The organism is Streptosporangium sp. OZ121 (genome assembly GCF_051918885.1).
GTDB lineage: Bacteria > Actinomycetota > Actinomycetes > Streptosporangiales > Streptosporangiaceae > Streptosporangium.
Window position 1 is genome coordinate 92,087 of sequence record NZ_JBPXMC010000015.1, and the last position, 24,190, is coordinate 116,276.

Here is a 24,190-nt window from a genome sequence, read left to right on the forward strand (position 1 = left end):
TCCCTGCGTCTCGGGATCACCACCGCTCTCGCCGACGAGAAGGGCACGGCGCGAGCTGCGCAGCTTGGTTCCACGTCCCCGGCACGCGGGGCAGGGGCGTGTCTCGCTGGTCTCCTCTGGCCGGGTCACCGTCGCCATCTCCTCGAATTTGATCCGCGTTCCCTGCGGCGGAAAGCGGGCTGACGTACCGTGTTGCTTGATGGCAAGTCCACCGGCAATCCGAGAAGGACAGGACCCCCAAACGGCCCCCTGAATCCCCCCTCTTGAGCCCCCAGCCGGGAGGAAGGCCCCAGATGCCCGACAACATCCCCAACGTCCAACTCCGGGCTTGGCGTAACGAGCACCGTCTGACGCGCGCCGAATTGGCCCACCGGATCAACACGACACCGGTCGGCGTCAAGGAGTCCCTGGCGTGCGATGAGGAGCGCATCCGACGTTGGGAGGCCGGAGAGGTCAGGTGGCCCCATTCTCCCTACCGGCTCGCCATCACCCAGCTGACCGGACTTCAACCCGAAGACCTGGGATTCCGGCCGAACAGACGCGGGGCCGGCCAGCTCATCGAAGCCACCAGCATCATCCCCATGGACGCGTTGCGAGCCGAGGCCGACCTGTACGGCACCATGGAACTCGCCCAGCAGCTCCAGGCGTCCGATGTCGGAACCGGCACGCTCGAAGCACTCGCTGAGGCCGTCGATCTGCTCTGCCGCGCCTACCCCGTCGTCTCAGCCTCCATGTTGCGCGATCGGACCCAGAAGCGTCTCGCTCAGGTCAACGGTCTACTCGGCGGACGGATCACCCTCGCCCAGCACCGGGAACTCCTCGTCATTACTGGATGGCTGACGGCCCTACTCGGGTGCGTTCACTACGACCTGGGAGAGCGCGAGGAAGCCGAGACTGCCCGCCGCGCCGCCTACGAGATGGGCCGCCAGGTCGGGCACGGTGAACTCATGGGTTGGGCACACGAGATGTCGGCATGGTTCGCCCTGGTCGAAGGCCGCTATGAGGACGTCGTCAATTCCGCCCGCATGGGCCAGGCCGTCGCCGGCCAATCCAGCGCCCAAGTTCAACTCACCTTGCAAGAAGCCCGCGGACTGGCCCGCATCGGCGACCGACGCGAAGCCGACAAGGCTCTCACTCGTGGAGCCGATGCCCTGGCGAAGCTCCCGCTCCCCGGCAACCCGGATCACCACTTCGTATTCGACCATGCCAAGTGGGTCTTCTATGCCGCCACTGCTTACACCTGGCTCGAAGACAACGACCGCGCTGAAGAACACGCCCTTGAGACGATCCAGATGCACACCCGTCCGGACGGTACGTCCAACGCCCCTATGCGAGTAGCCGACGCCCACATAGACCTCGGTATCGTTCACGCCCGACGAGGCAACCTCGACGCCGCTGTAGAACAAGGCATGTCAGCGTTCAACATCGAGCGCCGATCCCTAACCGACCTCGTCAACCGCGCCGCAGACCTCGACCGAGTTCTACGTCAGAACTACCATCGTGAAGTTCTCGCCAAAGAGTTCCATGAGCGCTACATCACCGCTCGCCGAGCTCTCAACGGCCGCCACCCGGAATTACTCGACTAACACTTCATTTTCTACCTCTAAAATATTTTTATACAGCACACTTAGATATCTCTACCAACCTGCGGCGATCGCCGCTTCCTGGAATTTGATCTAGCATTTTCTTCACGCTCATTAGCACATATTTCTACAACATTTATTTCATTTTCACGAAGCGTTTTACTAGCCTCTCGCCAATCGGAATCAGCGCAGTTAACTATGACTGAGCGCCGCTCATCAGCAATAACTGTCGCTACGAATTTATGATCCGATGGATCGAATCCTCGCAGCGTTTCGGGGATTTCTTCATAAGAACCCTGTCCGTCCGGATTCACGTCCACCTTAGCTACTCTTCGAGCGTCCGCCTGAGTCCGATGGAGATGAAGGAAGAATCGGTCTCCAACTCCCGGCTGCCCCTTGTATGAACAATGCTTTTCGTACTCTTCGAAGATGTGCCACGAAGAGTCAATGACGACTACACCTTCTTTTTCGGCATGCTCCAGGAAATCAATGGCAGATATGACACAGCCAGGTTCTACATGATCAGCCTTGCCGTTGGCAACAATAAGCACGTTGGTATCAATTACAGCTCGCGACGGTAAACTCAAGCGGACTTCTCCTGAATCGCCCGACGACGTGCCGCCCGATTCATGGCAGCAACTTCCTCAAAAGAATTTCCAAAGAAGTCGTCAGGCCAGTTCGTAATATTACCGAACAGATCGATGTCGAGATGAGAAATGACGGATTGACCCTCAGAAGTTTCGCAGAAGTAAAGTCGACAGTCTTCAGGCTCAAGCACTATCCCTCTTCCAAGATCTTTCTCTGCAATTCTGCGCTGAAGGCGCATTAGAAAATGCTCCGAGTGACTCTCGACTATTACTTGGATATTGCGAACCTTCGCGGCCTCGATAATTACATCAGCTAGCCCGCTTTGCACAGCTGGATGTAGGTGGATTTCTGGTTGCTCAAGAAGAACTGTAGATCCTTCGGGAGCATACGCAAGAAGGACGAGCACAGGCAGAACCTGACTAACCCCAAAACCAACATCAGTTAGGAGAACCGATGCACTATTCGGCGAACGCTTCACTTGAACACGGTACAGCGTTACTCTGTCGTCTACAGATTCAACAGCAAAGTCCGAGATCAGGCCAAGTTCTTGAAGCCACGTTGCAACGTGTTCTTCAACGGTGATCAATTTAGTCCTTCGAAGGCCGTCCTTTCTTACAGCGAATCCGCGAGCATTGGTCTTACCGTCTGCCTGCGAAGCAATGAGCGCTTCGACCGCGAGCTCTCCTCTCTTTCCAACGTCAACCGGCCTTCCTCCCGACCAGATGTACTGGCGCTCAGGGTCCTGGCGAAGGGGGCCAAGGTAATAAATCCGACTACATAGATTTTCAAATTGGAGCTCCAGGTCGGACAAGAAAGCAGCATTCTGATAATACGCGCGCACTTGATCAGGAAAGCTATAGAACTTCCCAGGTGAGGGGAGTGGCCAAGGTCGTCCGGACACGCGCTTAAAAGGATATCTGTCTGATTCCAAAGTGTACTCGTCCTTTCCCCCCTTGATGCGCGAAAGGGCGAAGTGGAAATCTCCGAGTTCATATTCAACGCGCTGAACTACGGGAAAAGACTTTAGCTCCTTAACCTGAACCGATAGCCCTAGGCTATTACTTGAAACAATTGGATCCCTTTTCTTTGTCTCCGTATTTTGAATTTTGAAAGGCTTCTCCTCGCGCCATCCAATATCAATGCCCACAACATGATCTACGTTATGACGAAATGTGATATCACGAAATGTCCCTAGGGCGGCAAGTGATGCGGGGCCGCCTAGGTCAAAAACCCTCCCCCTGTCAGCAGATTCTGCAGTCTGCTTGAGTAGTAGTAGGCTTTGGAGAAAGCTGGTCTTTCCAGATGAATTACTTCCAAAAAAAGCAGTTATGGGACCGAATTCAACAACCCCACTATCTTCCCAGGCTTTAAAGTTCTTCAATCTGAGCTTCGTTATCATCGCTACGCTCCTCGGCAACCTGTGCTGGTCGCTACAGTATTTCCTTTATGCAGCTTAGTGTCAGGAGCTTGGCTAGGCCACCGCTCCAGCATGGAAATTTTCTGCCAGAGACCCATCACTTCCAAGCAGCCCATGCTTCGCCCGTGAACTGGTCCTACTGCTGTGCAACTCACCCTTCGGCTCGCTTGATGCTTGTCTCGTCCCGATTGATACTTGACTGCCGAATTACGCTTATATGAATCAAGGCGGCGGCGCGGCGCGCCGCCGCACGGCCCTCCACCCGCCCGCCGTCCGGGCGTGCGGCGTGGGCGCCGGTCCCGAACGGCGGCGGAAATCGGCCCGCCCGCCGCACCGCCCGCGCGCCGCACTCGCCCATCGCCCACCGCAGTGGGGCCGCACCGCCGCCTTGAGGTCGCTCCGACCACCGGCCCCAACCGCTTCGCGGCCCCTTTGGGGTGCTTCGCATTGGCGCCGGCCGCTCCGCTCTCCGGGGTGCTACCTCTGCGGCCAACCACGCCCGGAACGTTCACGGTCATGCTTTAGCGCCAGGCGTACAGCGAAGTAGATGATCAGGAACTGAATGAGAGCGCCAATCAGCATAAAGAGCACGCCCGTGGCACCGAAGTTCATGACCTCTCCCTCATCGCCGTGTGATCAGCCTGCCCGCCCTGGCCCACGCTGTCCACCGTCGATCCCACGACAGGCGTTGTCTTCAAGCCAGTAATGCGGCGCCGAAGCCAGTACCACCCTCACGATCGCCTAAGGGTGGCTGATCTTCGTACGTGGTCGGAGGCGATCGACGGTCCGGGACTTCGTTCCTCAGCCCCAGCCCACCGAGCGGCGAAGCTGAAGGCCGTGCCCGGCATGCCCGTTGCGTGCCCGTCAGGAGGGTCACGAAGGGGGACTCACGGGGACTCACGGATAGAGCGAAACCGTCCCCTACCTGGGCCGCAGCAGACCACGGGGACGCGCGCCGCAATCTTCCAAACTGGCTATGAGTTCTCGTCTGGATAGCTCCATGACTCGATCACCCACGGTGCAAACCGTGACGACCTGTAGGCGACGTAGCCACAAGGCAAGCTTGCTGTCTCCTCCACGGTCGGATCCAGCTCGACGACATGGCGGACATGGCTGATGATCGACGCCGTCGGATCGCTCGCATCCGTAACGCCATCGCCGATCATCCAGTCGTTCTCTTCGTCGTGGATCACGATGAGTACAGGAAGTTCGCCACTTACAACCGTGCGCTGAACCACTGCTCCCAACTCCGGGGGGAACCTGTCATCAGGAAACGGGAACGGTGTATCTCTGATGACCTCACTCATGATGGAGAGTCTTCCAGGCGTGTCCGTTGCGTGCCCGTCAGGAGGGTGAACAAGGGGGACTCGCGGGGAACCACGGGTACTCGCCCCGCTCCCCCGCAGGTCAGCGTCTTCCCAGCTCAGCGGCCAGGCGGGTTAGAGACTTCCCAAGCTGACAGCATCTTGGCCATATGACCGCCGAGCCGGCCATCGGGAGATGCCGGGAATGTTTGCGTTCGGGAGAATGATCGGATGCAGCGATTCGATGCCGCAGGGGCCAGCCTTGTCCCTGGGCAATCAGTTCGAGTCCGGGTAACCGGCCATGAACCGTGGGGCGTCATGGTGGTGATTCCTGGTCACGAGGACATCGGTGCCTCCGTGGACGCCACAGTGATCGACAGCCCCTCGGGAAACCATCGTGCCTTCCCTTGGGAGTACCCCCGTGTCGGTTCCGAGGTCGACGCCGTCGTACAACAAATCCGCCGGTACAGCCAGCCCAGCTGGGCACGGTTGACGATGCGTAGCCAGGACCTGGAGTGCTTCCAGTGGCCATGCGACTTCTGCGGTACGCACACTGTTCTGAGCCCAGGTGGCGACGGCGTGGTCATGGACGTCCGAAGCGCCGACGGCCCCGGCAGTACCAGCATCGTCTCTCACCGGGAATGCCTGGCCACACGCCTTCACGACCGGAGTTTCGAACATTCCCGCGTCCGCTCAGTCGGTCGAGGATGATAGGGCCTTCCACCTCCCAGAACACGCCCCCAATCTTGTCGAGAGTCAACCGAACAGACCCGGTTCTCGGGCCATTAGCGGGCCATTAACCAGGGTGACGAGGGGTCAACCACGGTCACTCACGACCGGCCAAACGCCCAGCTCAGCCGCTCTACAAGGTGTGATCGATGCACTTCCCAAGCTGACAGCGCGGGTTCGATTCCCGTCACCCGCTCTCACTACGAAAAGCCAGGTCAGGGATGATCTCCCGACCTGGACTGATCATTTCTGGGGCTTATTCGAGCTTCCGCGCCCGTTACGCGCCCGATCCGCCTGGATCTTGCTCGTCAGACTCGGGTTCGTCGTCCTTCAGGGCTTCCTCACTATGGGCCGGGCGCCGCACCCGTGCCGTGCCGTGCCGACCGAACGCTCCGGTCGGGGTTGCCACGCCACTGCACACCCTTACGATCGCCAAGAGCACACCCCTCCCGACCACAACCAAGAGGCCGCTGGTCGACCGGCTCAGCGACGGATGCGGTAGCGGATGTGGGTAGCCTCCAGCGCGTCGATCACCCGAACGATCTCCAACTCCACGCGCGACGACAACACATCGAACAGCCGCCGGCCACCGCCGAACAGCACCGGGATCTGATGGATCTGCACCTCGTCCAACAGCCCGGCCTCGATCGCCCGCTGCGCCGTGTAGGCGCCGATCACATCCACGTTCCGGTCCCCGGCGACCGCCTTCGCCTGAGCCATCACGCTGGCGATCCCATCGGTCACGTACGTCACCAGCGGATAGTTCGCCACGGCCGGGTCGGATGGCCGATGACTGAGCACGAAGATCGGGACACCCTGACCGTCGTGATCACCATCCCAGTGATCTGCCTGCTCTGCGGTACGCCGCCCTGAGAGGATCGCTCCCGTTGCCCTAATCTCACCTAGCAACTCTCCGGCCAGCACGGACTGACGGAATTCGCCATCCAGTTTGAGGGCCTGTCCGGAATGATCACTCTTGAGAGTGAGGGCAGCAGGCGGATAAATCCGGATAATAGGCGGATGTTTGCAGCGGTCCAGACCGGTAGGGCGGTTGACGGGGTGCTTACGGCGGGCGTAGTCCTGGCCACGGTGGTGCCGCTTCTCCTGCCCGATCCCAATCCGGGGTGGATCATCGGGCTAGGGTTGCTGGCGTCGGTGCCGGTGGGGTGGCGCAGGCGGGCGCCGATGGTGGTGGCGGTGGTGGTCGGGGCGGCGATGTCGGTGTTGGTGATGTGGGAGAAGCCGTTTCTGCCCTTCGGGCCGCTGCTGGCCGTCTATACGATTGCCGACCTGAGTCCCACGTGGAAAAGGCTGGCGGCGATTCCGGTGATCGTGGCGGCCGTGGGTTCCTCGTTGGTGCTGCCGGGGGAGAGCGACGAGACGTTCCGACTGGTGGGGACTGCCTTCGTGGCCGCCTACGCGCTGGGCACCAGTGTCAGGGCGAGCCGCTCGCGGGCTGCCGAGCTGACCGAGCGGGCGCGGCGACAGGAGCAGGAGCACATCGCGGCGGTGGCCGAGGAACGCACCCGGATCGCGCGCGACATGCATGACATCGTCACCCATTCCGTTGGGCTGATGGTGGTTCAGGCCGAAGCCGGGCCGGTGGTGGCGCGCAGCGACCCGGACAAGGTCGAAGCGGTTTTCGATACGATCGCCGACACGGGAAGGGGTGCGCTGACCGAGCTCCGGGGGGTGCTCGCCGCGTTGCGGATCCCAGGCGAAAGCGGCGGACCGGTGTGGGGCCATGCCGACGAGCATCCGGGCGAGTTGCTGTTTCAGCCGCGTCTGGCCAACCTTCCCGCGTTGCGCGATCGCAGCGGTCTCGATGTGGTGAGCACGACCGCCGGTACCCCGCGCCTGGTCACCGAAAGTGTCGAGGCCGCCGTCTACCGCATCGTTCAGGAGGCGCTCACCAACGTGCGCAAGCACGCTGGCACGCGTGCCGTACACCTCGCTCTTACCTGGGGGGAGAGTCTGACGGTGGAGATCGCCGACGATGGGCGCGGGCCGAGCAGGGGCGGCGGGGGCGGCGGGCACGGGCTGGCCGGGATGCGGGAACGGGCGGTGGCATGCGGCGGGACGCTTCGGGCCGAGGCGGGACGGGACAGGGGATTCATGGTGAGAGCTGAATTTCCGCTTGAATAGCCCGCATGTTACGGGTGCTCATCGCCGACGACCAAGACCTCTTCCGTGCGGGGTTCGGGCTGATCCTGGGGGCGCAGCCGGACATGGAGGTGGTCGGTGAGGCCGCCGACGGAGAGGAGGCGATCACCGCGGCCAGACGGCTTCAGCCGGACGTGGTCCTGATGGACGTTCGAATGCCGGGCAAGAGCGGCATTGAGGCGACCAGGGAGATCTGCGCCACCACCACCGCCAAGGTACTCGTACTGACCATGTTCGACCTCGACGAGTACGTCTACGACGCGGTCCGGGCGGGAGCGAGCGGTTTCCTGCTGAAGGACATCCGGCGCGACGAACTGGCCCACGCCGTGCGTACCATCGCCTCGGGTGAGGCCCTACTGGCCCCGGCGGCGACCAGGAGGCTACTCGATGACCTGGTGCGCAGACCCGCCCACGGCGTCGCCCCCCGCCTGACGACCAGGCTGGGCGCACTGACCGAACGCGAGCACGAGACGCTGAAGCTGGTCGCGCACGGCCTGTCGAACGCGGAGATCGCCGCCGCGCTCGTGGTCACCGAGCACACGGTCAAGACGCACGTCAGCCGCATGCTCAACAAGCTGGGCCTGCGGGATCGGGTCCAAGCCGTGGTACTCGCCTACGAGTCCGGGCTGGTGGTCGCCGGTGAGAGTGACAACGAAGATCACACCTGCGAGTGACGCGCCGGTGGAGTGCGGGAAAGCACGATCGTCGGCATGGCACGCATCCTTCTCACTCTCACCTCCGCCGTCCTGACGCACTTCGGCACCGGCCTCCACCCTGTCTGGTGGCTCACCTGGCTTGCACCACTACCTGTCCTGTTCCTGGCTCGCCAGGCGGGCAGGGGTACGGCCTTCACCGCTGGGGCGCTCGTCTGGCTCGCGGCCCAGGCGCAGATGTGGCCGTACTTCACCGGACCCCTTGAGATGCCGCCCGCGCTGGCCGCCGCCCTCATTGCCGGCCCCGCGCTCTGTTACGGCTTGGGCGTGCTGCTCTTCCGCACCCTGCTCGCACGTGGCCGGCCACTCCTGGCGGCGTCAGCCGTACCGGCCGTCTGGGTCACCACCGAGTACGTCATGAACCTCGCCGGACCACACGGGGCCTGGTGGAGCCTGGCGTACACGCAAGCCGACTTCCTGCCCGTACTGCAGACCGCCTCGGTCACCGGGGTCTGGGGCATCACCTTCCTCCTGCTGTTCGTACCCGCCTCCATCGCGGTCCTGCGGCCACGCGCGGCGGTGGTCTCGGGGGTGCTGGTCGCACTCACGCTCGGCCATGGTTTCGTACGGCTCGCGACGCCCGCCGACACCGGAGGACGGAAGGTCGCGCTGGTCGCGACGGACAACTCCGAGGATCTCGTCCGCCGGTACGGCGAGGCGGTGGACACCGCGGCGGCCCACGGTGCGGAGATCGTGGTGCTGCCCGAGAAGGTTTTCGAGAACGCCGACCTGCCGTTCACCCGCCCGGGTGTGGAGGTGATCGCGGGGATCGCCATGGAGACCAACAGCGCGGTGAGCTATCCCTCCGGCGTGCGCTACGACAAGCGCCACATGATCCCCGGGGTGGAGCGCGGGTTCCGGCCCGGCACCGGTCTGGCCTTCCTCGACGGCGACCGGCTCGGCCTCATCATCTGCAAGGATCTGGACTTCCCTGGCCTGGTCAGGGAGTACGGCAAGGCCGGCGTCGCCGCCCTGCTCGCGCCCGCCTGGGACTTCGACGAGGACGCGTGGCTGCACAGCCGCATGGCGGTGGTGCGCGGCGTGGAGAACGGCCTGGCGGTGGCCCGTGCCGCACGCGAGGGGCGGCTGACGGTCAGCGACAACCTCGGCCGGATCGTGACCGAGCGCCACAGCGACAGAACGGGCATGGCCATGGTCACGGCCACCCTGCCTCAGGAGGGCTCGGCCACCCTCTACACCGCCCTGGGAGACTGGGCCGCATGGGCCTCGGCGGGATTGCTGCTGCTCGCACTCGGCGCGCTGGCTCGTACGAAATCCTCCGGCTCGGTGAGCGGGAGCCCGACCGGCGAGACCACGAGGAGCCTGTCGATACCGAGTTCGGTGTCCGAGCCGGCGAATCGCCCGTCCACCTCGGCGTCCACCGTCATCGGCACGCCCCGGAGAGGAATGGAATGAGGTAGACGGGAAGATCCGGCGGGCGCGGTGCGTGCGTCCGCACGAGGTTCTCAGGCCGTGCCACTCGCGATGATGGCCTGGCTCTCCCCTCGTACCGCGGAGATCTGACCTAAGGGGAAAGGCAGATCGGGCCTAAGCCTCCATCAGACGCGGACCGCTTCACTCCGTCCCCGAGCTGTTGCCCCTTCAGGGTGGGACAAGACAGACGGAAAGATCCGGCGGGGGGAAGTGTGCGCGTCCGCGCATGATCGCGTGCCAGATACGTGCCAGAACAGGCGGGGAACCACGGTCACTCACGGGGACTCACGGGGATTCGACCCGCTCTGACCTGCACCCCCGTTTCCCCAGCTCAGGAGCCCAGGTCAGTAGATGATTCCCAAGCTGACAGCGCGGGTTCGATTCCCGCCACCCGCTCCACGCTTTGAGACCAGTCAGTTGAGCACTTCAGGCAGCAATGCGAACGCCGACACATGCCGAGGCCGAATCAGGGTGAAGTCACGGCGATCAATCGTGGCGATCTGGGTAACACCGAGACGTTCCGCGATGGCGACTACGGACACGTCAGCGGGGTCGAGGCGAGCGTCCTTGTAGAGCCGCACGAACTCGGCCATGCGCCGCACATCGACAGGAAGCAGATCGACCAGCTCGAACTCTTCAACCACGTGATCAAGGAACTGTGCGTGTACTGCGGAGCCCATATGCCTGTTGATGATCCAACCAGCTTCGATAAGAACCGTCGAGGGCAGCAGCAGTGGTCCCTCCAGTTCCTCCAGGAGGCGCAGACATGAGGCGTGGTGCTTGTCATCTCGATCGACGACGGCGACCAAAGGTCCGGTGTCCAGAAGCGTGGCGTTCACACTGACCGATTGAACCGCTCCGCCAGCAGATCTTCGACCCGTTCCGACAGATCGCCCTCCCCGGATGCGCCGATCCCGGCAATCGACAACCGGCGACGTCGACCGGGCTCATTCGGCTGATCCTCCGCGGCCTCCGCCAGTTCTGGGTCTGTCTTCACCAGGCGCAGTAGACGACGCGCCTGGTTCGGCGAAAGCCGGTCCACCAGGTGGTGAAGCTCCTCGTGCGCATGTCCAGCGGTCATGAACACGAGTCTACGCAAGGTTCCGCCCGCGGCAGCAGCGCGTACACGCCAACGGCTACTTGCCGACCGGCCACTCTCTTTCAAAGTGTCAGGAAATCTCTCGACATCGAGATTTCGTGCCAGATCCGTGCCAGAACAGGCGGGGAACCACGGTCACTCAGGGAGACTTACGGGGACTCGACCCGCCCTGACCTGCACCCCCGTTCTCCCAGCTCAGGGCAGCAAAGTCAGTAGATGATTCCCAAGCTGACAGCGCGGGTTCGATTCCCGTCACCCGCTCCACCCACAAAGGCCCAGGTCAGGATGCGAATCCGAACCGGGGCCTTAGTTGTTTCCGGAGCGCTTTCGATCTTCCGTGCCCGTTACGTGCCCGATGCCGGTGGATCTTCTTTCCTGAGAGCCGCTTCGGCGAGCTTTCCCATGCCGTCGGCGATCATCTGATCCCGCCCGTTCTCTGTGTGCAGATAGATCAGCGCGGCCCGCGTGGTCGAGTGCCCCATCCGGTTCATCAGCTCCCGCAGCGTCGCACCCGACTGCGAGGCGAACGTGTTGCCCGTATGGCGAAGGTCGTGGAAGTGGACGCCGGAAAGGTTCGCCCCCTTCAGAGCTCTGGCCCAGATCCGGCTGAAGGCCGGCCGCCGCAGCATCGCGCCCTTCGCACCGAGGAAGACGAACGCCTCGTCATGCTCGTCGGTGTACGTGTCGAGGTGTGCGCGAAGCCCCGAGACCACCACCTCGGGAAGAGCGACCGTCCGCGTACCGGCCACGGACTTGGGCAGGCCAACGGTCACCGATCCGTCCTTGAGTTCGGTGGTGGAGGCCACGACCCGGACCGTGCGCGCATCCAGGTTGAGGCTCTTACGCCGGAGCGCCACCAGCTCACCCCACCGCAGACTGCCGAACGTCGCCAGGAGCACCAGCGCCCGGAACCATGGTTCGATCGCACCGGCCAGCGTGAAGACCTGTTCCATGGTGAGCGTCGGACGCTCGGGCGACTCCTCCTTACCGCCGCTCTTGATCTGACACGGGTTGGACTTGATCATCTTGTCCTCCACGGCTGTGTTCATGATCGCCTTGAGCAGCCGGTACGCCTTGGCGACGGTCACCGGCCCGACTGTTCCCGCCGTACCAAGCCTCACCCACCGACCAGGGACGCGCCGTCGCCGGCCCCGCCACTGCGTCCACACAGAGGACAGCTCGGGCAAGGCTCCTGTGGCCGCCCGGTTCCCACCATCGTGGCTAAGGCCTGTATCAAAGATCTTGTGAAAAGATCGCGAAATGCTGCGATTCACCGATTTCATCATCGACTGCCCGGACACGATGAAGCTGGCGGCCTTCTACTCCGAGGTGACGGGCCGCCCTGTCAAGGAAGGCAGCCACGAGAACTGGGCCAGCATCACGTTCGGTGAGGTCGAGCTGGCCTTCATCCGGGTGGACGACTACCGCGCTCCGCAATGGCCCGACAGCGAGCACCCCAAGCAGTTCCACCTCGACTTCGAAGTGGACGAGATCGAGTCCGAGCAGCGTCGCGTCCTCGACCTCGGCGCGACACTGCAGCAGGACTTCATCGGCCCCAACGGCTACGGCTGGCGGGTCTACACCGACCCGATCGGCCACCCCTTCTGCCTGTGCCGCAACAAGGGCGTCATCTGGACCGACCAGGGCCTGGTCTGGCCCTAGCCATGGGTCAGCCACCACACCCATACAGGTCGCGATCGCGCTGTGGCTGATCATCGAACCGGTTGACGGCAATCGAAGGTCCGGGCTTTCTTCGTCAGCCCGGCCCACCGTCTCGGAGGGCGCGGAGGGTGCACAGGCCGAGGGGGCCGAGGGCCACTGGGCACGAGACCGAGGGGCCGAATCTCAGGTGCATCCGTACTGGTTGACCTCATGATCGTCGTGCCAGATTCGTGCCAGATGCAGCGGGCTCACAGGGAACAGCGGGGAGTCACACCGCCCCTAGCAGGACCTATGATTCCGTAGGTCAGCACACGAAGATCAGTGGCCGCTCCCCAAGCTGACAACGCGGGTTCGATTCCCGTCACCTGCTCCAAGAGCGAAGGCCCAGGTCAGGGATGGATTCCCGACCGGGGCCCTGATTGTTTCCAGGGCTGTTCGATCTTCTCGGGCCATTGGCTCTCGTTGCTCCCACCGCTCCGTCATGCTCGTCATCGCGCGCAGCTCAGACCTTGATGACGATGACGCGTCCGCCGCACAGGGCGGCGAGGTCCTCCGGGTCGGAGGTGAGAACCGTGACGGGGCCGGGGGCAGCGAGGGCGGTTGCGCTGAGCATCGCATCGATGGCGTACTTGTGCCCGTGCAGGCCGGCGTCAGACAGAAGTGTGGCGGCGTGGCGGGCGATCGGTTCGGTAACCGGTTCAACGACGAGGCGGGACAGCGACCACTCCAGAGCCGGCCGGTTGATGCGGGGGTGGACCACTTCGACGAGGGTGGCGGCGGAGGTGATGACGCGGAGGTCGTCGGCGCGGGCGAGGGCGAGCCACGTGGTGACCGTGCGGTCACGCAGGACGACTTTGGCCAATCCCTCGCTGTCGAGGACCAGCGTGCCGCCGGGGGTGGCGGGAGAACGGGTCATGCAACGTCCGCCCCACCGTGGGCCTGTCCCTGCCGGGCCTGGTTGAGTTGGTCGCGCAGTGCCTGGACTTCGTCGTCGGTAACGGGGCCATGCTCGGCCTCGGCGACCTGAATGAGTTCGCTGAGGTTGTCGCGCTCGATCTGGCGGGCAACGGCGGCGGCGACGTAGGCAGACAGACCAGAAGGGCCGCTCCGGGACCGTGCGGCCTCCGCGATGTCCCGCGGCATGGTGATCGAGTACTTACCGGTAGGCTCACTCATGCTCTCTATCCTACCTCCTATGCTCCTGGCAGCCATGGCCACACCTGGCGGGAATGAGAACCAGGTCTGCCCCGCATCCACTTCTCGATCTTGGTTACTCGTCCAGGTCTCCTGGGCGGCGTTGATCACATGCCAGATCCGTGCCAGAACAGGCGGGGAACACCAGCCACTCACGGGGAACCGCACCTCGTCTACCCGCACACCTGCTTTCCCAGCTCAGCCCGCCAACACCAGCAGCCGATTCCCGAGCTGACAGCACGGGTTCGATTCCCGTCACCCGCTCCACCCACAAAGGCCCAGGTCAGGATGCGGATCCGGACCGGGGCCTTTGTCGTTTCCGGAGCGCTTTCGATCTTCCGTGCCCGTTACGTGCCCGATCCCGATGGATCTTCTTTCTTGAGGACGGCTTCGGCGAGCTTCCCCATGCCGTCGGCGATCACCTGATCCCGCCCGTTCTCGGTGTGCGGATAGATCAGCGCGGCCCGCGTGGTCGAGTGCCCCATCCGGTTCATCAGCTCCTGCAGTAATGCTGAAAGGCGGCGAAGTCGGACTCAGGGCTCGGCACGAGGACGACATCCCGATCCTGCAGACCGAGCTCCACGACGACGTGGTCAGCTCCTCGCGGCCCAAGGCCGGCCGTGGCGGCCGATCACGCCCGGCTCGAAGGAGTCGCAGTTCGTGGTGGACGACAAGGAGGAAGGGCACGTCCCGTTCTCCGTGGTGGAGCTGGACGGTGGCACGCTGGTCGGCGCCGCGACGCTGTGGGACATCGACAACCATCACCGGTCCGCGCACATCGGGCTGGGGTTGGTGCCGTCCGCCCGTGGCAAGGGCTACGGCACCGACGTGGTCGCGGTGCTGCGCCACTACGGTTTCGTCGTGCGTGGCCGACAGCGGCTGCAGATCGAGACGCTGTCGGACAACGTTGCGATGCTGCGCTCCGCCGAGCGCAACGGCTTCGTCCGCGAGAGCGTGATGCGGTCCTCGGCCTGGGTCATGGGTGAGTTCCTGGACGAGGTGCTGCTCGGGCTCCTCGTCCAGGACTGGAAGCCGGACTCGAAGGCCTAGGCTGCCGCCCGAAGGTCAAGGGCGGGTCGCGGGTGTCGTGCCCGTCGGGAGCGTGAACACGGGACAATCCGAGACGGTCGACACGGGGCGTTCCTCAGGACGCTCCATCCCGACGTTCTTGATCTCGGACCGCTCATCCGCGTTCCGCGGGTGGGTCGACCGATCTAGGGTTGGTCGGCGGGGCGACGACCAACTCGGTGTCCGGGTCGTGGTCGATCTGCGGAGGGCCGGCGACGATCATGGTGGCTCGGGCCCACGGCTGTTCTCGCATCATGAACGGCAGTTCTTCCAGCAGCCAGTTCGCCACGTGCTCCAGTTGCTCGGGGGAGTCACCGTCGCGGACGACCGACAAGCGCTCTTGCTCATCGAGGTCACCCTGCATCCACACCGAGGCGTCCAACCACGGGGCGAGCTCTTCGCGGATGATGCCGGTGCCCTCGACCCAGATGAAGTCGGCACCGGCGGGGACGGTGATCGAACCGGGCCGATCGTGGGCGATCCAGGCATCAGGGCGGAAGTCCACCGCCTCACCCCGGCGCAGGGGGCGCAGGATGTTCTCGACGAGCACGTCGCCCCAGTCGAAGTAGGCGTGGTTCCAGGCGATGTCGTCGGTGTGCACGATGGCGGAGTCGGGCATCACCTTGCGCAGCCTCCCGGCCAGGGTCGTCTTGCCGGCGCCGCCCCGGCCGTCAATCGCGATCACCCGCGGACGTCCGGTGACATCGGGTGACGCATCGCGCAGCTGCCGGACGGCGTCGCGCACGGTCACCACCCGCCACCCAACGGCCTCGGGCTCACCTGGATGTAGACGCATCGACAACCTGTCTTCGAGGGGAACGGGAAAACCAGGGAATGGTGCAGTACCGCAAAGAGTACTGCAACAATCCCTCATAACGGCTCACGATCACGCCCATCCAGCACCATTCAGGGACAGGCCATATGACTCTGACCGTTGAAGGTCTCTATTCATCGCCCGACCCGCGCCTTCTTTGCAGCCAATCACTCCGGCCAAAACAAACCGCAAGCGCCAGCAATGTCAACAATCCGCCGAGAACGTAACTACCCGTCAGCAGCATCAGCCACATTCCGGCGTGGGATGGATATATGAGAAGTATCGCCAGGGCGATGTATCCAGGCAGTAGAAAGATGAACCACAAGAACCCCACGCCCACCTTCTCAAGCGTGGCGTCCACGCGCTGAGCGCGCTGTGCCCAGAGCACCAGGAGCGGTACGCACCAGACCCAATGGTGCGGCCAGGAAACAGGTGAGACAAGCAGCCCCACGATGGCGCAGGCGGTGATTCCTGCGATCTCGCCCGCCTTCTTCGCGGTCCATGCGGCGACCAGAAGTCCACCCGCGCCGACTATCGCGCACAGGGCGAGCCAGAGAGGCGTGGTGGGCCAAGAGCCGGGCATGAGCATGAGCATGAGCATGCCGCGAAGCGATTGATTGAAAAAGTTTGCGCCCTGCTCGGCGACCACCCGTTGCGTGTCGAAAAATGCACCACCCCAGTAATCACGTGAATCGGCCGGCAGCAGCAGGAATCCGAGTATCACTGTGCCGAGAAAGCCGAGGCCGGCCATCAGGGCGGCCCGGAAACGACGCGTGACGAGAAGATAGGGGATGAATATCAGTGGGGTGAGCTTGATGCCGGCGGCAATGCCCGTTATTATGCCGCACCACTTTTCTTTGCCGTGCGTCAGATCTACAACTATCGCCAGCAGCAGAATGATACCTATTTGCCCATTCCACAGCGTCAGTGTTACTGGATACAAGGGAAGTATCGCGATAACGACCAGCAACGTGTGAGTTGCCCGGCGACTACGGCCCCTCACTGCGGCACGGCCGACGAGGATCCATATCAACGCCTCGAGGGCGAGTATGGAGATCAGCACCCAGAGGGCGACGGCAACCTCCATTCCGACCAAGGCGAGAGGCGTGAACAGTATCGCTGCGAACGGTGAATAGGTGAACTTCAGCCACCTTTCACCTACGATCAAGTCGTATACAGAGGTATGCCGCAGTACCGCCGCTCCGCCTTCCCGGTAAACCTCCAGATCGATCCAGCCCTTCGCGTAGACCACGTTGAAGGCGAAGGCTGTCAGCGCGCCGCTCAACGCGATCAATGCTCCGCACGCTATTTGGAAAGAGCCGCCATCTCTGTTGCCCAAACGAATTCGCGGACCGGCTGACACCGAAGAAGACATGGCGACTCCCGACTTGGCTACGGTGCACGCTAGCCACGCCGGCTTGTCCAAAGCTTGTCGTGTGAACCCGTCCGGCGTTGATGCAGGCTCCTGCGGTTGGAAAGGACGGGGCCCCTGGCCGGTCGATCTTCTTCGCATCCCTCCCGGCGTCGATACCCGCCCGAGTTGAAGCGGCATGCGGTCCGGATGGTGCACGAGGCGATCCAGTGATCCGGCGAGTCACACGGGCGATCGAAGATCCAGGGGTCGCGCAGGGGCTCGTGGTCGATCGCCGTGGCCGGCTGTTCTCGAAAGCTCGCCACGAGGATGCGCGTAGTAGTCGATCTCAACGCCTCTTCGCGCCCCGCGTGTCGAGCCCCTCAGGCAAACCGATCTGGCCGCCGTAACGGCCCGTAACGGCCCCGCAACGGCCTCCGTAACGACGACCGCTCCGTCACCGACTCCTCGCGCCCCGGGAGACGTCCACCATCAGCCGGGGAAGCAGCCGGCCCGCCACCGACCCCGAAGGCACCTCGCCGACCCGCACTGCCCCCATCGCCAGGTAGAACGGCTCGGCGTGCGGGTCGGAATCGATGCCCAGCCGCGCGAACCCCGTCCGGGCCGCGACCTCCGTCACGTGTGCGAACAACCGCCGCCCGACCCCCTGGCCGATCGCCTCCGGCTCGACGAACAACATGCCCAGCTCACCCGTCGGCGGCTCGCCCTCCAGCGTGGCCATCCCCAGTATCCGGCCGTCCCGCTCGGCAACCACCGTGCGCCGCGCCTCCACCTGCGCCGCCGCGACCGTCAGCTCCTCCCGGCACGCCGCCATGAACACCTCGTCGTACCCCCAGTGCGCCTTTGATCGCAGCACCAGCGCACCCAGCGCCGCGCCCTCGTCCGCCCGCGCCGCCCTGATCAGCATGAACACCCTCCCCTCCCCGACCCGGCATCTCCGCATGGCCGCCACGTGCCCTTGGCCGCCGCCACCCAACCGTCACCGGCACCCCGAGACAGTGCCTGGGTCTTCCGACGACGCTAACGGTCCGGCGGGATGCGGTAGACGGACACGTGGGAAGAGGACTCGGCGGTGAACTCGGCTCCGGTCCAGTCCGCGTGCCTGGTCTCCAGCTCGAACCCGGCCAGCTGAGCCATGAGGTCGAGCTCAGCCGGCCAGATGTAGCGGTGCGGGCTGCGGAACAGCTGAGCCCTCCTGCTCTCGTCGAACCTGAAGTGGTGCGAAACGACGTGCTGGCGCAGAAGATCGTAGGTGTCCAGGCCGATGTAGCCGGGGTCGCAGTGCCAGACCGTGGCCTGCTGACCCGGTGGGAGCTTGCGCAGCTCGGGCACCCAGAGCTCGATCACGAACCTGCCGCCAGGTGTGAGGTGACGGGCGGCGTTGCGGAAGCACGCGACCTGCTCGGCTTGGGTGAGCAGGTTCGAAATCGTGTTGTAGACGAGGTAGACGAGCGCGTACTTCCCTGGAGCAACGGCGGTCGCCATGTCGCCCACGACTACCGGGATCGTCGCGTCGTCCACCTTCGTCCGCAGGCGGTCGATCATCGGTGGCGACAGCTCGATACCGGTGACGGGCACTCCCCGCTCGGCGAGCGGAACGGCCACACGGCCGGTTCCGATGGCGAACTCGAGCGCCTGTCCGCCGCCTGCGAGTTCGGCGAGACGGTCCACCGCCGGCCCCAGGACCTCGGGCGCGAACATGCCGATGCCCGGCGTGTCATAGCGCCGGGCCGCGTCGACGTCCCAGATCTCGTCCTGCCGCATGACCTCAACGATCGCCACAGGTACGCGCGGTGTCCACCGATTTTCACCCCTGCGACAGAGCCCGCCGGCCCTGTCGCGGTTCCCCTGCGGGCGGAGCGACGGCAGACGGGATGATCAGCGGGGCGGGGCCTTCCGTGCGCGCGACTCACCGATTCCGGGGCGTGACCACCGGACCGATCGAGGTGCCCTTCCACCCTGGGGCCTCGGTCCACGACATTGGTCAGCCTCACCCGAAGCGGCATCAAATATGGCTCCGCAAGACGAATGATCGATGCGATTCTGGCAGGTATGTTGGCGCTGTCGATTGTCACGATCTTGGAGTCTGCCGCGACGGACGAACACCGGCAGACCGGGAAGATAGACAACCTGGAAAAGGTGCTGCGACCTGACGGGCTGGCGGCCCTGGAAAAAGTGGCCACCTTCTTCGCCTTCCTCGCCTTCCATCCGGGTGTCGACCAGGCGGTGAAGGAGTACGTGCTTTCCGGCGCGCTCTCGGCCGACAGCGGCCCGGACATCCTGGTGATGTTCTGCCTGGACGAGAACGCCGAGACCCCGGTGCCGGTGGACGACTCCTCCTTCGGGTCCTGGCTGACGCTGGACGCGACCGCCCCGCCCGCGTACACGATGGTGCGGCACCTCTTCGACACCTCGGCCGTACCGCCCCTGCCCGGTCTCGCGTTCTTCGAGGGCATCGGGCACGACAGCGAGGTGGTGTACGTCCATCTCGTCGACGACCACGAACCGGAGGCGGTGCGGGCCAAACTGCGCAAGGTGTTCTCGATCGCCGCCGAGGCGGCGGGCCGCCCGCCGGGACCGGGCAGGCAGGCGGTGCTGGCCGCCGGCCTGCTGCGCGAGCGGATTCCCTATACGCGCTCGGGGCGCACGAGCCTTCGGGAGTGGCTGATCCGCGGACGGCGCTTCCTCTCCGAACGCGGCTGGGACCTCGTCGGTCTGCTGGGGCTCTGATGACATCCGCCGAACCGTTGCTGACCTGCGAGCGGCCCGAACAGGCCGGGCCGATCCTGGCGATCGCGGAGGGACTGCTCGAACAGCGGTTCCTGGCCGGGCGGTACGCGGCCGACCACGGGGGAGGGGTCCAGGACAGCGACTTCTCCAAACGGGTGATGGCCGCTTACCTGGAGCGGGCCGATCCTGTCGTCGGCTACCTCTCAGTCGTCCTGGAGCAGGAGGCCGGACTCCGGTTCTCCGGGCTCCGGAGTCTCCCCTACTGGTTCCACCTGGCGACGTGGCCGCCGGACGTGCCGCTCGCGGGCGACGTGGCGCTGGACCCGGCACCGCCTGTCGGCGCCGCCCTGTACGCGACCAGGACGCGCTGGGGGATCCTGGTGGAGCGTGACCGCGACGACCGCGCATTCGGGGCGGCCCTGACCCCGGCACTCCTGGTCGGCCAACGCCATGGCCTGGCGGCGGGACTGCGCCACATCGTCGGTCTCATCGACACCGGCCAGATCCTGAACGTGTCCGACGTGGCTCTCTCGGCGACGATCCTGTTGCGTGCCGCCGCTGTCACCAGGGACGACGCCGAACTGTTCGGGGAGATCCTCGGCGACCCCCCGGCGGACGGCGCCGGTCTGGTCACCTACGGGGCGGACCTGCTCGACGAGCGGTTCCAGCATCCGGTGGCCGGCTCCTCCCGGATCACGCCCCTGCTGGAAGGTCTGCTGTCCGACGCCTGGCGACGTGTCGCCACGATCCGGGCCGCGTCCGACGCGGGCGAATGGTGGTGTGCGCTCACCGGCCTGCGGGCGTACCTGGACTTCGTGTGGCATGTCCTCCGGTGGACCCTCGCATCACCGTCCCGGGCGGTGGAGGCCGCCCTCGATCAGTTGGAGGAGCTGGCGGCCGACGCGTTAGCGATCATTGTGGCGATGGAGGTGGGCTCGCTGGAGGGCGTGATCGGCTGGGAGATTCAAGTGATCGAGGCCATCGCGAACCGGACGGGCGACCGGGCCGCTGCCGAGCGGCGTTTCCGCCGCGAACGGATGCTCGTGCCGGCGAAGTTGCTCGACGCGCCTTTGGACATGCGGTGGCGGGCACCGGGCGTACGGCCGGGAAACCTGTTCGCCTACCTGGCGGACGAGGCCGACCCCGCCTTTCTGCGCTCGCCGTTCGCCCCGCGGGAAAGGGGCGAGGGGGACGTGGAGGGCGACACCAAACCGAGTGTGGAGGAGCGGGCGGCGGAGGTCGGCCGCGCGCTGGAGGCGGCGGCGGGCATGGACCAGGGCCGGGCACCCGAGGCCGTTTCGCTGCTGCGGCGTCTGCTTGAGGACTATCCGTGGTGCGCCCCCGCGTACCGGATGCTCGCCCAGGTCGCCCGGCGGTCCGGGGACCCTGGCGAGGCGGTGAACCTGCTGGTGCAGGCGCTGACGCTGCGCCCGGACGAGCACCGAGCCTGGGCGGAGCTCGGAGACTGCCTGGGTGAGCTGGGACACGAATGGGCCGAAGGGGCGGCGAAGCGCGTGGCACGCCGCCTGGACAGGGGCTGAAGAGCCGCCGGGGACGGTCGCCTCCCGCGGGAGACGGACCGTGTCAAGGAAGGACGACGATGCGCCCGCGGGGGTGGTGAGGTTCGGTGCCTTCCTGGAGACGGTGAGATCGGGCGGCCTCGGTGAGCGGCAGCCGTGTCCCGATCCGGGAGACCAGGGTGCCGCGGGCCAGGAGGTGGTTGATCGCCGTTGCCGCCGTGGCGAGTTCGGCCACGGTGGCGTTGCTGATCGCGAAGCCGCGGAGGCTGGCGTCGCGCGTGTACAGCTGTCCCACCGGCAGCACGGGGGTGGCGCCGAGACCGGCCAGGATGATCATCCGGCCACCGCGGGCGAGCAGGGGGACGGTCCGCTCCAGGTGGTGTCGGCCTGCGTTGTCCCAGAAGACGTCCACCCCGCCGGGAGCGAGTTCGGCGATCTTCCCGTACACACCCGGGTCGCGGTAGTCGACGACCTCGTCGGCGCCGCACCGCCGGCACCAGTCGAAGTCGTCCGGGCGCGCGGTCGCGACGACCCGCGCCCCCGCGGCCGCGGCGAGTTGAACGGTGGCCGTGCCGACCCCGCCGCCCGCGCCGGTCACGACGACCGTCTCCCCGATCCGCAGGCCCGCCTCCCTGAACAGGCCGATGTGCGCGGTGGCGGCGGTGTGCAGGCAGGCGACCGCGTTCTCCGGATCAACGCCGGCGGGCAGGTGGTAGAGCCGGTCGGCGGGCACGACGGCGTAGTCGGAGAAGGACCCCTGGCGACCGTCGAACCCCAGGCTGTCGCACCACACCGTGTCGCCGGGGGCGAACCCCGGCGCCGCCGTGATCACGGTCCCCACCAGGTCGCGGCCGATGACGAACGGGTACGGCAGGCGCGTCCGGTAGGCGCCTGAGCGGACGAAGGTGTCGACGTGGTTGACGGCGAGGGCCCGCACCCTCACCAGGACCTCCGACGAGCCGGGTTCGGGCACGGGGAACCGGCCGATCCGTATCTCGTCCGCCGGCCCGGGCCACGTGATGTACGCCGCGGTCATGGTCTCCGGGACACTCATCATTCCTCCTCCACGTCGGCTTCCACATCGGCTTCCGCGCCGGCTTCTCCTCCACGTCGGCTTCCGCGGCGGCGAGGTGCGTACGCGCTCACCCCCCGCCCGAGATCACCCTCCTCGGCGTCGCCGAAGGCGCGGGCCGGAGACGAGATCGGCGGTGGCCTCTCGGGTTCCGAGAGAAGACGCGCACGTGAGACATGGTGCCTGCCGTCTCGATCGGCGACAGCGATCACAGGGCCGGTGTCCGCGAGCGTGGCGGTCACGCCGGCCGATCGAACCCCTCCACCAGGTGGTGAGGCTCCTCGTGCGCATGCCCGGCGCTCATGGCCACGAGTCTATGCAAGCCCTTCCGCTCGCGGCAGCGGCACCATGCCCATGGGCTTCGGTACGGCCGGGATCGCCGCCCTTCGGCCCGCGCAGGTCTCGGCATCGAGATTTGGCGCCGGACGCGTTGCCCGCGGTCCATGGAAAAGCGGCGGGGAATGCCGGGTGCGGCGCGGAAGTTGGTGGTCGTCATGACAACTGTTGGATTCATCGGCAGCGGAAACATCGGTGGCACGGTCGCCCGGCTCGCCGTCGCGGCGGGCTACGACGTGGTGCTGAGCAACTCACGCGGCCCCCGGACCCTGAAGGAACTGGTCGACGAGCTCGGGCCGAGGGCCGCCGCCGCGACCTCCGCCGAGGCCGCCGCGGCCGGCGACCTGGTGGTCGTCAGCATCCCGCTGCGGGCTTACCTCGACGTTCCGGTGGAGCCGCTCGCCGGCAAGACCGTCCTCGACACCAACAACTACTACTCCGAGCGGGACGGGACCTTCCCGGAGCTCGACGCCGGATCCGTCACGTCCAGCGAACTGCTGCAGCGGCACCTGACGATGTCCAAAGTCGTCAAGGTCTTCAACAACATCTACTTCCAGCACCTGCGGGCGCTGGCCCGGCCCTCCGGTGCGGCGGACCGCAGTGCCCTGGCGATCGCGGGTGACGACGCCGGCGCGAAGGGAGAGGCGACCGCGTTCCTCGACCGGATCGGTTATGACACCGTCGACGCGGGAGCACTCGCGGAGGGGTGGCGTTTCCAGGTGGGAACCCCCGCGTACGGCTTCGTCTACGCGGGAGGGATCGAGAACTTCTGGGAGTCGCCGGGAGTGCCCACCGACGCCGCGACGCTCCGCGCCAAGCTCGCCGACGCTCAGCGCTGACACCCGGCCTGACGGCGTGGTCGCGTGCCGTCAGGCCGGCGCCGCGATCTCCATCGACCCCTTACAAGCGCGAGAGGACCAGCGCCCCGCCAGAGGGAACCGGCCGGGATGTACGGTGCGATGAAGGAGGATGACGCCATATGGCAGATGAGCAGATTACGACGATCGGCAAATGCTACGTATGCAAGCGCACCTTCGGTTTCATCCCCGCGAACGTGACGACCGTCACGATCGACCCCGAGAGCGGCCTTCCTCCCGGCATGACGGTGTTGGGCACCCTCCGCGAACCGACACCGGAGGCGACGGCCAGATCGGTCGAGGAACCCCTCTGCCCCAGCTGCCTGGACAGGGCGAAGCAGTTCCTGGAACTCACCCGTTCGCCCGCTCCCCCCTTCGAGAAGTGGCACAACAACCCTGATCCCGGCTGATTCCCGGGCATGGTCGAAGTCGTCTCGGGGAACGGCCGGAGACGATCGAGGGCTCCGAGCACGGCGAGGCCGAGTACGGGCCCGCCCGAGCCGGGTGGGAGCGGCGTCGGCCGGAATGTTCGGTT

Annotated in this window: 25 protein-coding genes; 10 read left to right on the forward strand and 15 right to left on the reverse strand. The window is 65.3% G+C overall.

Going from position 1 to position 24,190, the window contains the following annotated elements; all coding sequences use genetic code 11:
* The first annotated feature begins 293 nt into the window (after positions 1-293).
* Positions 294-1,586 (forward strand): hypothetical protein, encoded by a 1,293-nt coding sequence (locus tag ACTOQ1_RS25090; RefSeq protein WP_440070465.1) that lies wholly within the window; start codon positions 294-296, stop codon positions 1,584-1,586.
* A 41-nt stretch (positions 1,587-1,627) separates the two neighbouring features.
* On the opposite strand, the gene ACTOQ1_RS25095 is transcribed toward ACTOQ1_RS25090, so the two are convergent.
* The 4 genes from ACTOQ1_RS25095 to ACTOQ1_RS25110 form a co-directional block, all read right to left on the reverse strand.
* On the reverse strand, positions 1,628-2,170 hold the full coding sequence (locus tag ACTOQ1_RS25095) for a hypothetical protein (RefSeq protein WP_440070466.1): 543 nt from the start codon (positions 2,168-2,170) through the stop codon (positions 1,628-1,630).
* Complete coding sequence (locus ACTOQ1_RS25100) at positions 2,167-3,570, reverse strand: DUF3696 domain-containing protein (RefSeq protein ID WP_440070467.1); 1,404 nt, start codon at positions 3,568-3,570, stop codon at positions 2,167-2,169. Before ACTOQ1_RS25100 ends, ACTOQ1_RS25095 begins: the two co-directional genes overlap by 4 nt.
* Before the next feature lie 992 nt (positions 3,571-4,562).
* A complete protein-coding gene (locus ACTOQ1_RS25105) occupies positions 4,563-4,895 on the reverse strand; it encodes a hypothetical protein (RefSeq protein WP_440070468.1) in 333 nt (110 codons plus the stop codon).
* Between the two features lie 1,209 nt (positions 4,896-6,104).
* On the reverse strand, positions 6,105-6,545 hold the full coding sequence (locus ACTOQ1_RS25110; protein ID WP_440070469.1) for a dihydrofolate reductase family protein: 441 nt from the start codon (positions 6,543-6,545) through the stop codon (positions 6,105-6,107).
* Between the two features lie 96 nt (positions 6,546-6,641).
* Between ACTOQ1_RS25110 and ACTOQ1_RS25115 the strand changes: the two genes are divergently transcribed.
* From ACTOQ1_RS25115 to ACTOQ1_RS25125, 3 genes are read left to right on the forward strand one after another with little or no spacing between them, the layout of a single operon-like run.
* Positions 6,642-7,766 carry a sensor histidine kinase gene (locus tag ACTOQ1_RS25115; RefSeq protein ID WP_440070470.1) on the forward strand — a complete coding sequence of 375 codons (1,125 nt, stop codon included), beginning with the start codon at positions 6,642-6,644 and terminating at the stop codon, positions 7,764-7,766.
* Positions 7,767-7,771: 5 nt separating this feature from the next.
* Positions 7,772-8,458 carry a response regulator gene (locus ACTOQ1_RS25120; protein ID WP_440070471.1) on the forward strand — a complete coding sequence of 229 codons (687 nt, stop codon included), beginning with the start codon at positions 7,772-7,774 and terminating at the stop codon, positions 8,456-8,458.
* A gap of 36 nt (positions 8,459-8,494) precedes the next feature.
* Positions 8,495-9,913 carry a hypothetical protein gene (locus ACTOQ1_RS25125; protein ID WP_440070472.1) on the forward strand — a complete coding sequence of 473 codons (1,419 nt, stop codon included), beginning with the start codon at positions 8,495-8,497 and terminating at the stop codon, positions 9,911-9,913.
* 431 nt (positions 9,914-10,344) lie between these two features.
* On the opposite strand, the gene ACTOQ1_RS25130 is transcribed toward ACTOQ1_RS25125, so the two are convergent.
* The 3 genes from ACTOQ1_RS25130 to ACTOQ1_RS25140 all read right to left on the reverse strand — a co-directional run bounded on the left by ACTOQ1_RS25130 (position 10,345) and on the right by ACTOQ1_RS25140 (position 12,118).
* A complete protein-coding gene (locus ACTOQ1_RS25130) occupies positions 10,345-10,770 on the reverse strand; it encodes a type II toxin-antitoxin system VapC family toxin (protein WP_440070473.1) in 426 nt (141 codons plus the stop codon).
* Positions 10,767-11,012, reverse strand: coding sequence for a hypothetical protein (locus tag ACTOQ1_RS25135; RefSeq protein ID WP_440070474.1), 246 nt, complete (start codon positions 11,010-11,012; stop codon positions 10,767-10,769). The genes ACTOQ1_RS25130 and ACTOQ1_RS25135 overlap by 4 nt, the downstream gene beginning before the upstream one ends.
* 362 nt (positions 11,013-11,374) lie before the next feature.
* Positions 11,375-12,118 (reverse strand): tyrosine-type recombinase/integrase, encoded by a 744-nt coding sequence (locus tag ACTOQ1_RS25140; RefSeq protein ID WP_440070475.1) that lies wholly within the window; start codon positions 12,116-12,118, stop codon positions 11,375-11,377.
* A gap of 172 nt (positions 12,119-12,290) precedes the next feature.
* On the opposite strand from ACTOQ1_RS25140, the gene ACTOQ1_RS25145 reads away from it, so the two are divergent.
* Positions 12,291-12,692: a VOC family protein gene (locus ACTOQ1_RS25145; protein ID WP_440070476.1), complete on the forward strand. Its 402-nt coding sequence runs from the start codon at positions 12,291-12,293 to the stop codon at positions 12,690-12,692.
* A 502-nt stretch (positions 12,693-13,194) separates the two neighbouring features.
* Here the strand turns inward: ACTOQ1_RS25145 and ACTOQ1_RS25150 are convergent.
* From ACTOQ1_RS25150 to ACTOQ1_RS25160, 3 genes are all read right to left on the reverse strand, one after another.
* A complete protein-coding gene (locus ACTOQ1_RS25150) occupies positions 13,195-13,608 on the reverse strand; it encodes a type II toxin-antitoxin system VapC family toxin (protein ID WP_440070477.1) in 414 nt (137 codons plus the stop codon).
* Positions 13,605-13,868: a CopG family transcriptional regulator gene (locus tag ACTOQ1_RS25155; RefSeq protein WP_440070478.1), complete on the reverse strand. Its 264-nt coding sequence runs from the start codon at positions 13,866-13,868 to the stop codon at positions 13,605-13,607. Before ACTOQ1_RS25155 ends, ACTOQ1_RS25150 begins: the two co-directional genes overlap by 4 nt.
* A gap of 365 nt (positions 13,869-14,233) precedes the next feature.
* The gene (locus ACTOQ1_RS25160) at positions 14,234-14,380 is read right to left on the reverse strand and encodes a hypothetical protein (RefSeq protein WP_440070479.1); all 147 of its coding nucleotides are present in this window, start codon (positions 14,378-14,380) and stop codon (positions 14,234-14,236) included.
* Positions 14,381-14,546: 166 nt separating this feature from the next.
* Between ACTOQ1_RS25160 and ACTOQ1_RS25165 the strand changes: the two genes are divergently transcribed.
* On the forward strand, positions 14,547-14,936 hold the full coding sequence (locus ACTOQ1_RS25165) for a GNAT family N-acetyltransferase (RefSeq protein WP_440070480.1): 390 nt from the start codon (positions 14,547-14,549) through the stop codon (positions 14,934-14,936).
* A 133-nt stretch (positions 14,937-15,069) separates the two neighbouring features.
* Here the strand turns inward: ACTOQ1_RS25165 and ACTOQ1_RS25170 are convergent, their stop codons facing one another.
* From ACTOQ1_RS25170 to ACTOQ1_RS25185, 4 genes are all read right to left on the reverse strand, one after another.
* The gene (locus ACTOQ1_RS25170; RefSeq protein WP_440070481.1) at positions 15,070-15,705 is read right to left on the reverse strand and encodes a uridine kinase family protein; all 636 of its coding nucleotides are present in this window, start codon (positions 15,703-15,705) and stop codon (positions 15,070-15,072) included.
* Positions 15,706-15,898: 193 nt separating this feature from the next.
* Complete coding sequence (locus ACTOQ1_RS25175; RefSeq protein WP_440070482.1) at positions 15,899-17,062, reverse strand: glycosyltransferase 87 family protein; 1,164 nt, start codon at positions 17,060-17,062, stop codon at positions 15,899-15,901.
* Positions 17,063-17,576: 514 nt separating this feature from the next.
* A complete protein-coding gene (locus tag ACTOQ1_RS25180) occupies positions 17,577-18,047 on the reverse strand; it encodes a GNAT family N-acetyltransferase (RefSeq protein WP_440070483.1) in 471 nt (156 codons plus the stop codon).
* A 113-nt stretch (positions 18,048-18,160) separates the two neighbouring features.
* Positions 18,161-18,904 (reverse strand): class I SAM-dependent methyltransferase, encoded by a 744-nt coding sequence (locus ACTOQ1_RS25185; protein ID WP_440070484.1) that lies wholly within the window; start codon positions 18,902-18,904, stop codon positions 18,161-18,163.
* A gap of 375 nt (positions 18,905-19,279) precedes the next feature.
* Here ACTOQ1_RS25185 and ACTOQ1_RS25190 point away from each other — a divergent pair, with 375 nt between their 5' ends.
* A complete protein-coding gene (locus tag ACTOQ1_RS25190) occupies positions 19,280-19,870 on the forward strand; it encodes a hypothetical protein (protein ID WP_440070485.1) in 591 nt (196 codons plus the stop codon).
* A complete protein-coding gene (locus ACTOQ1_RS25195) occupies positions 19,870-21,411 on the forward strand; it encodes a tetratricopeptide repeat protein (RefSeq protein ID WP_440070486.1) in 1,542 nt (513 codons plus the stop codon). Before ACTOQ1_RS25190 ends, ACTOQ1_RS25195 begins: the two co-directional genes overlap by 1 nt.
* A gap of 43 nt (positions 21,412-21,454) precedes the next feature.
* On the opposite strand, the gene ACTOQ1_RS25200 is transcribed toward ACTOQ1_RS25195, so the two are convergent.
* Entirely contained in the window at positions 21,455-22,444 is a 990-nt protein-coding gene (locus ACTOQ1_RS25200; protein WP_440070487.1) for an NADPH:quinone reductase, read from the reverse strand.
* A 512-nt stretch (positions 22,445-22,956) separates the two neighbouring features.
* Between ACTOQ1_RS25200 and ACTOQ1_RS25205 the strand changes: the two genes are divergently transcribed.
* Complete coding sequence (locus ACTOQ1_RS25205) at positions 22,957-23,637, forward strand: NADPH-dependent F420 reductase (RefSeq protein WP_440070489.1); 681 nt, start codon at positions 22,957-22,959, stop codon at positions 23,635-23,637.
* 140 nt (positions 23,638-23,777) lie between these two features.
* Positions 23,778-24,065 (forward strand): hypothetical protein, encoded by a 288-nt coding sequence (locus tag ACTOQ1_RS25210; RefSeq protein WP_440070490.1) that lies wholly within the window; start codon positions 23,778-23,780, stop codon positions 24,063-24,065.
* Positions 24,066-24,190: the final 125 nt, after the last annotated feature.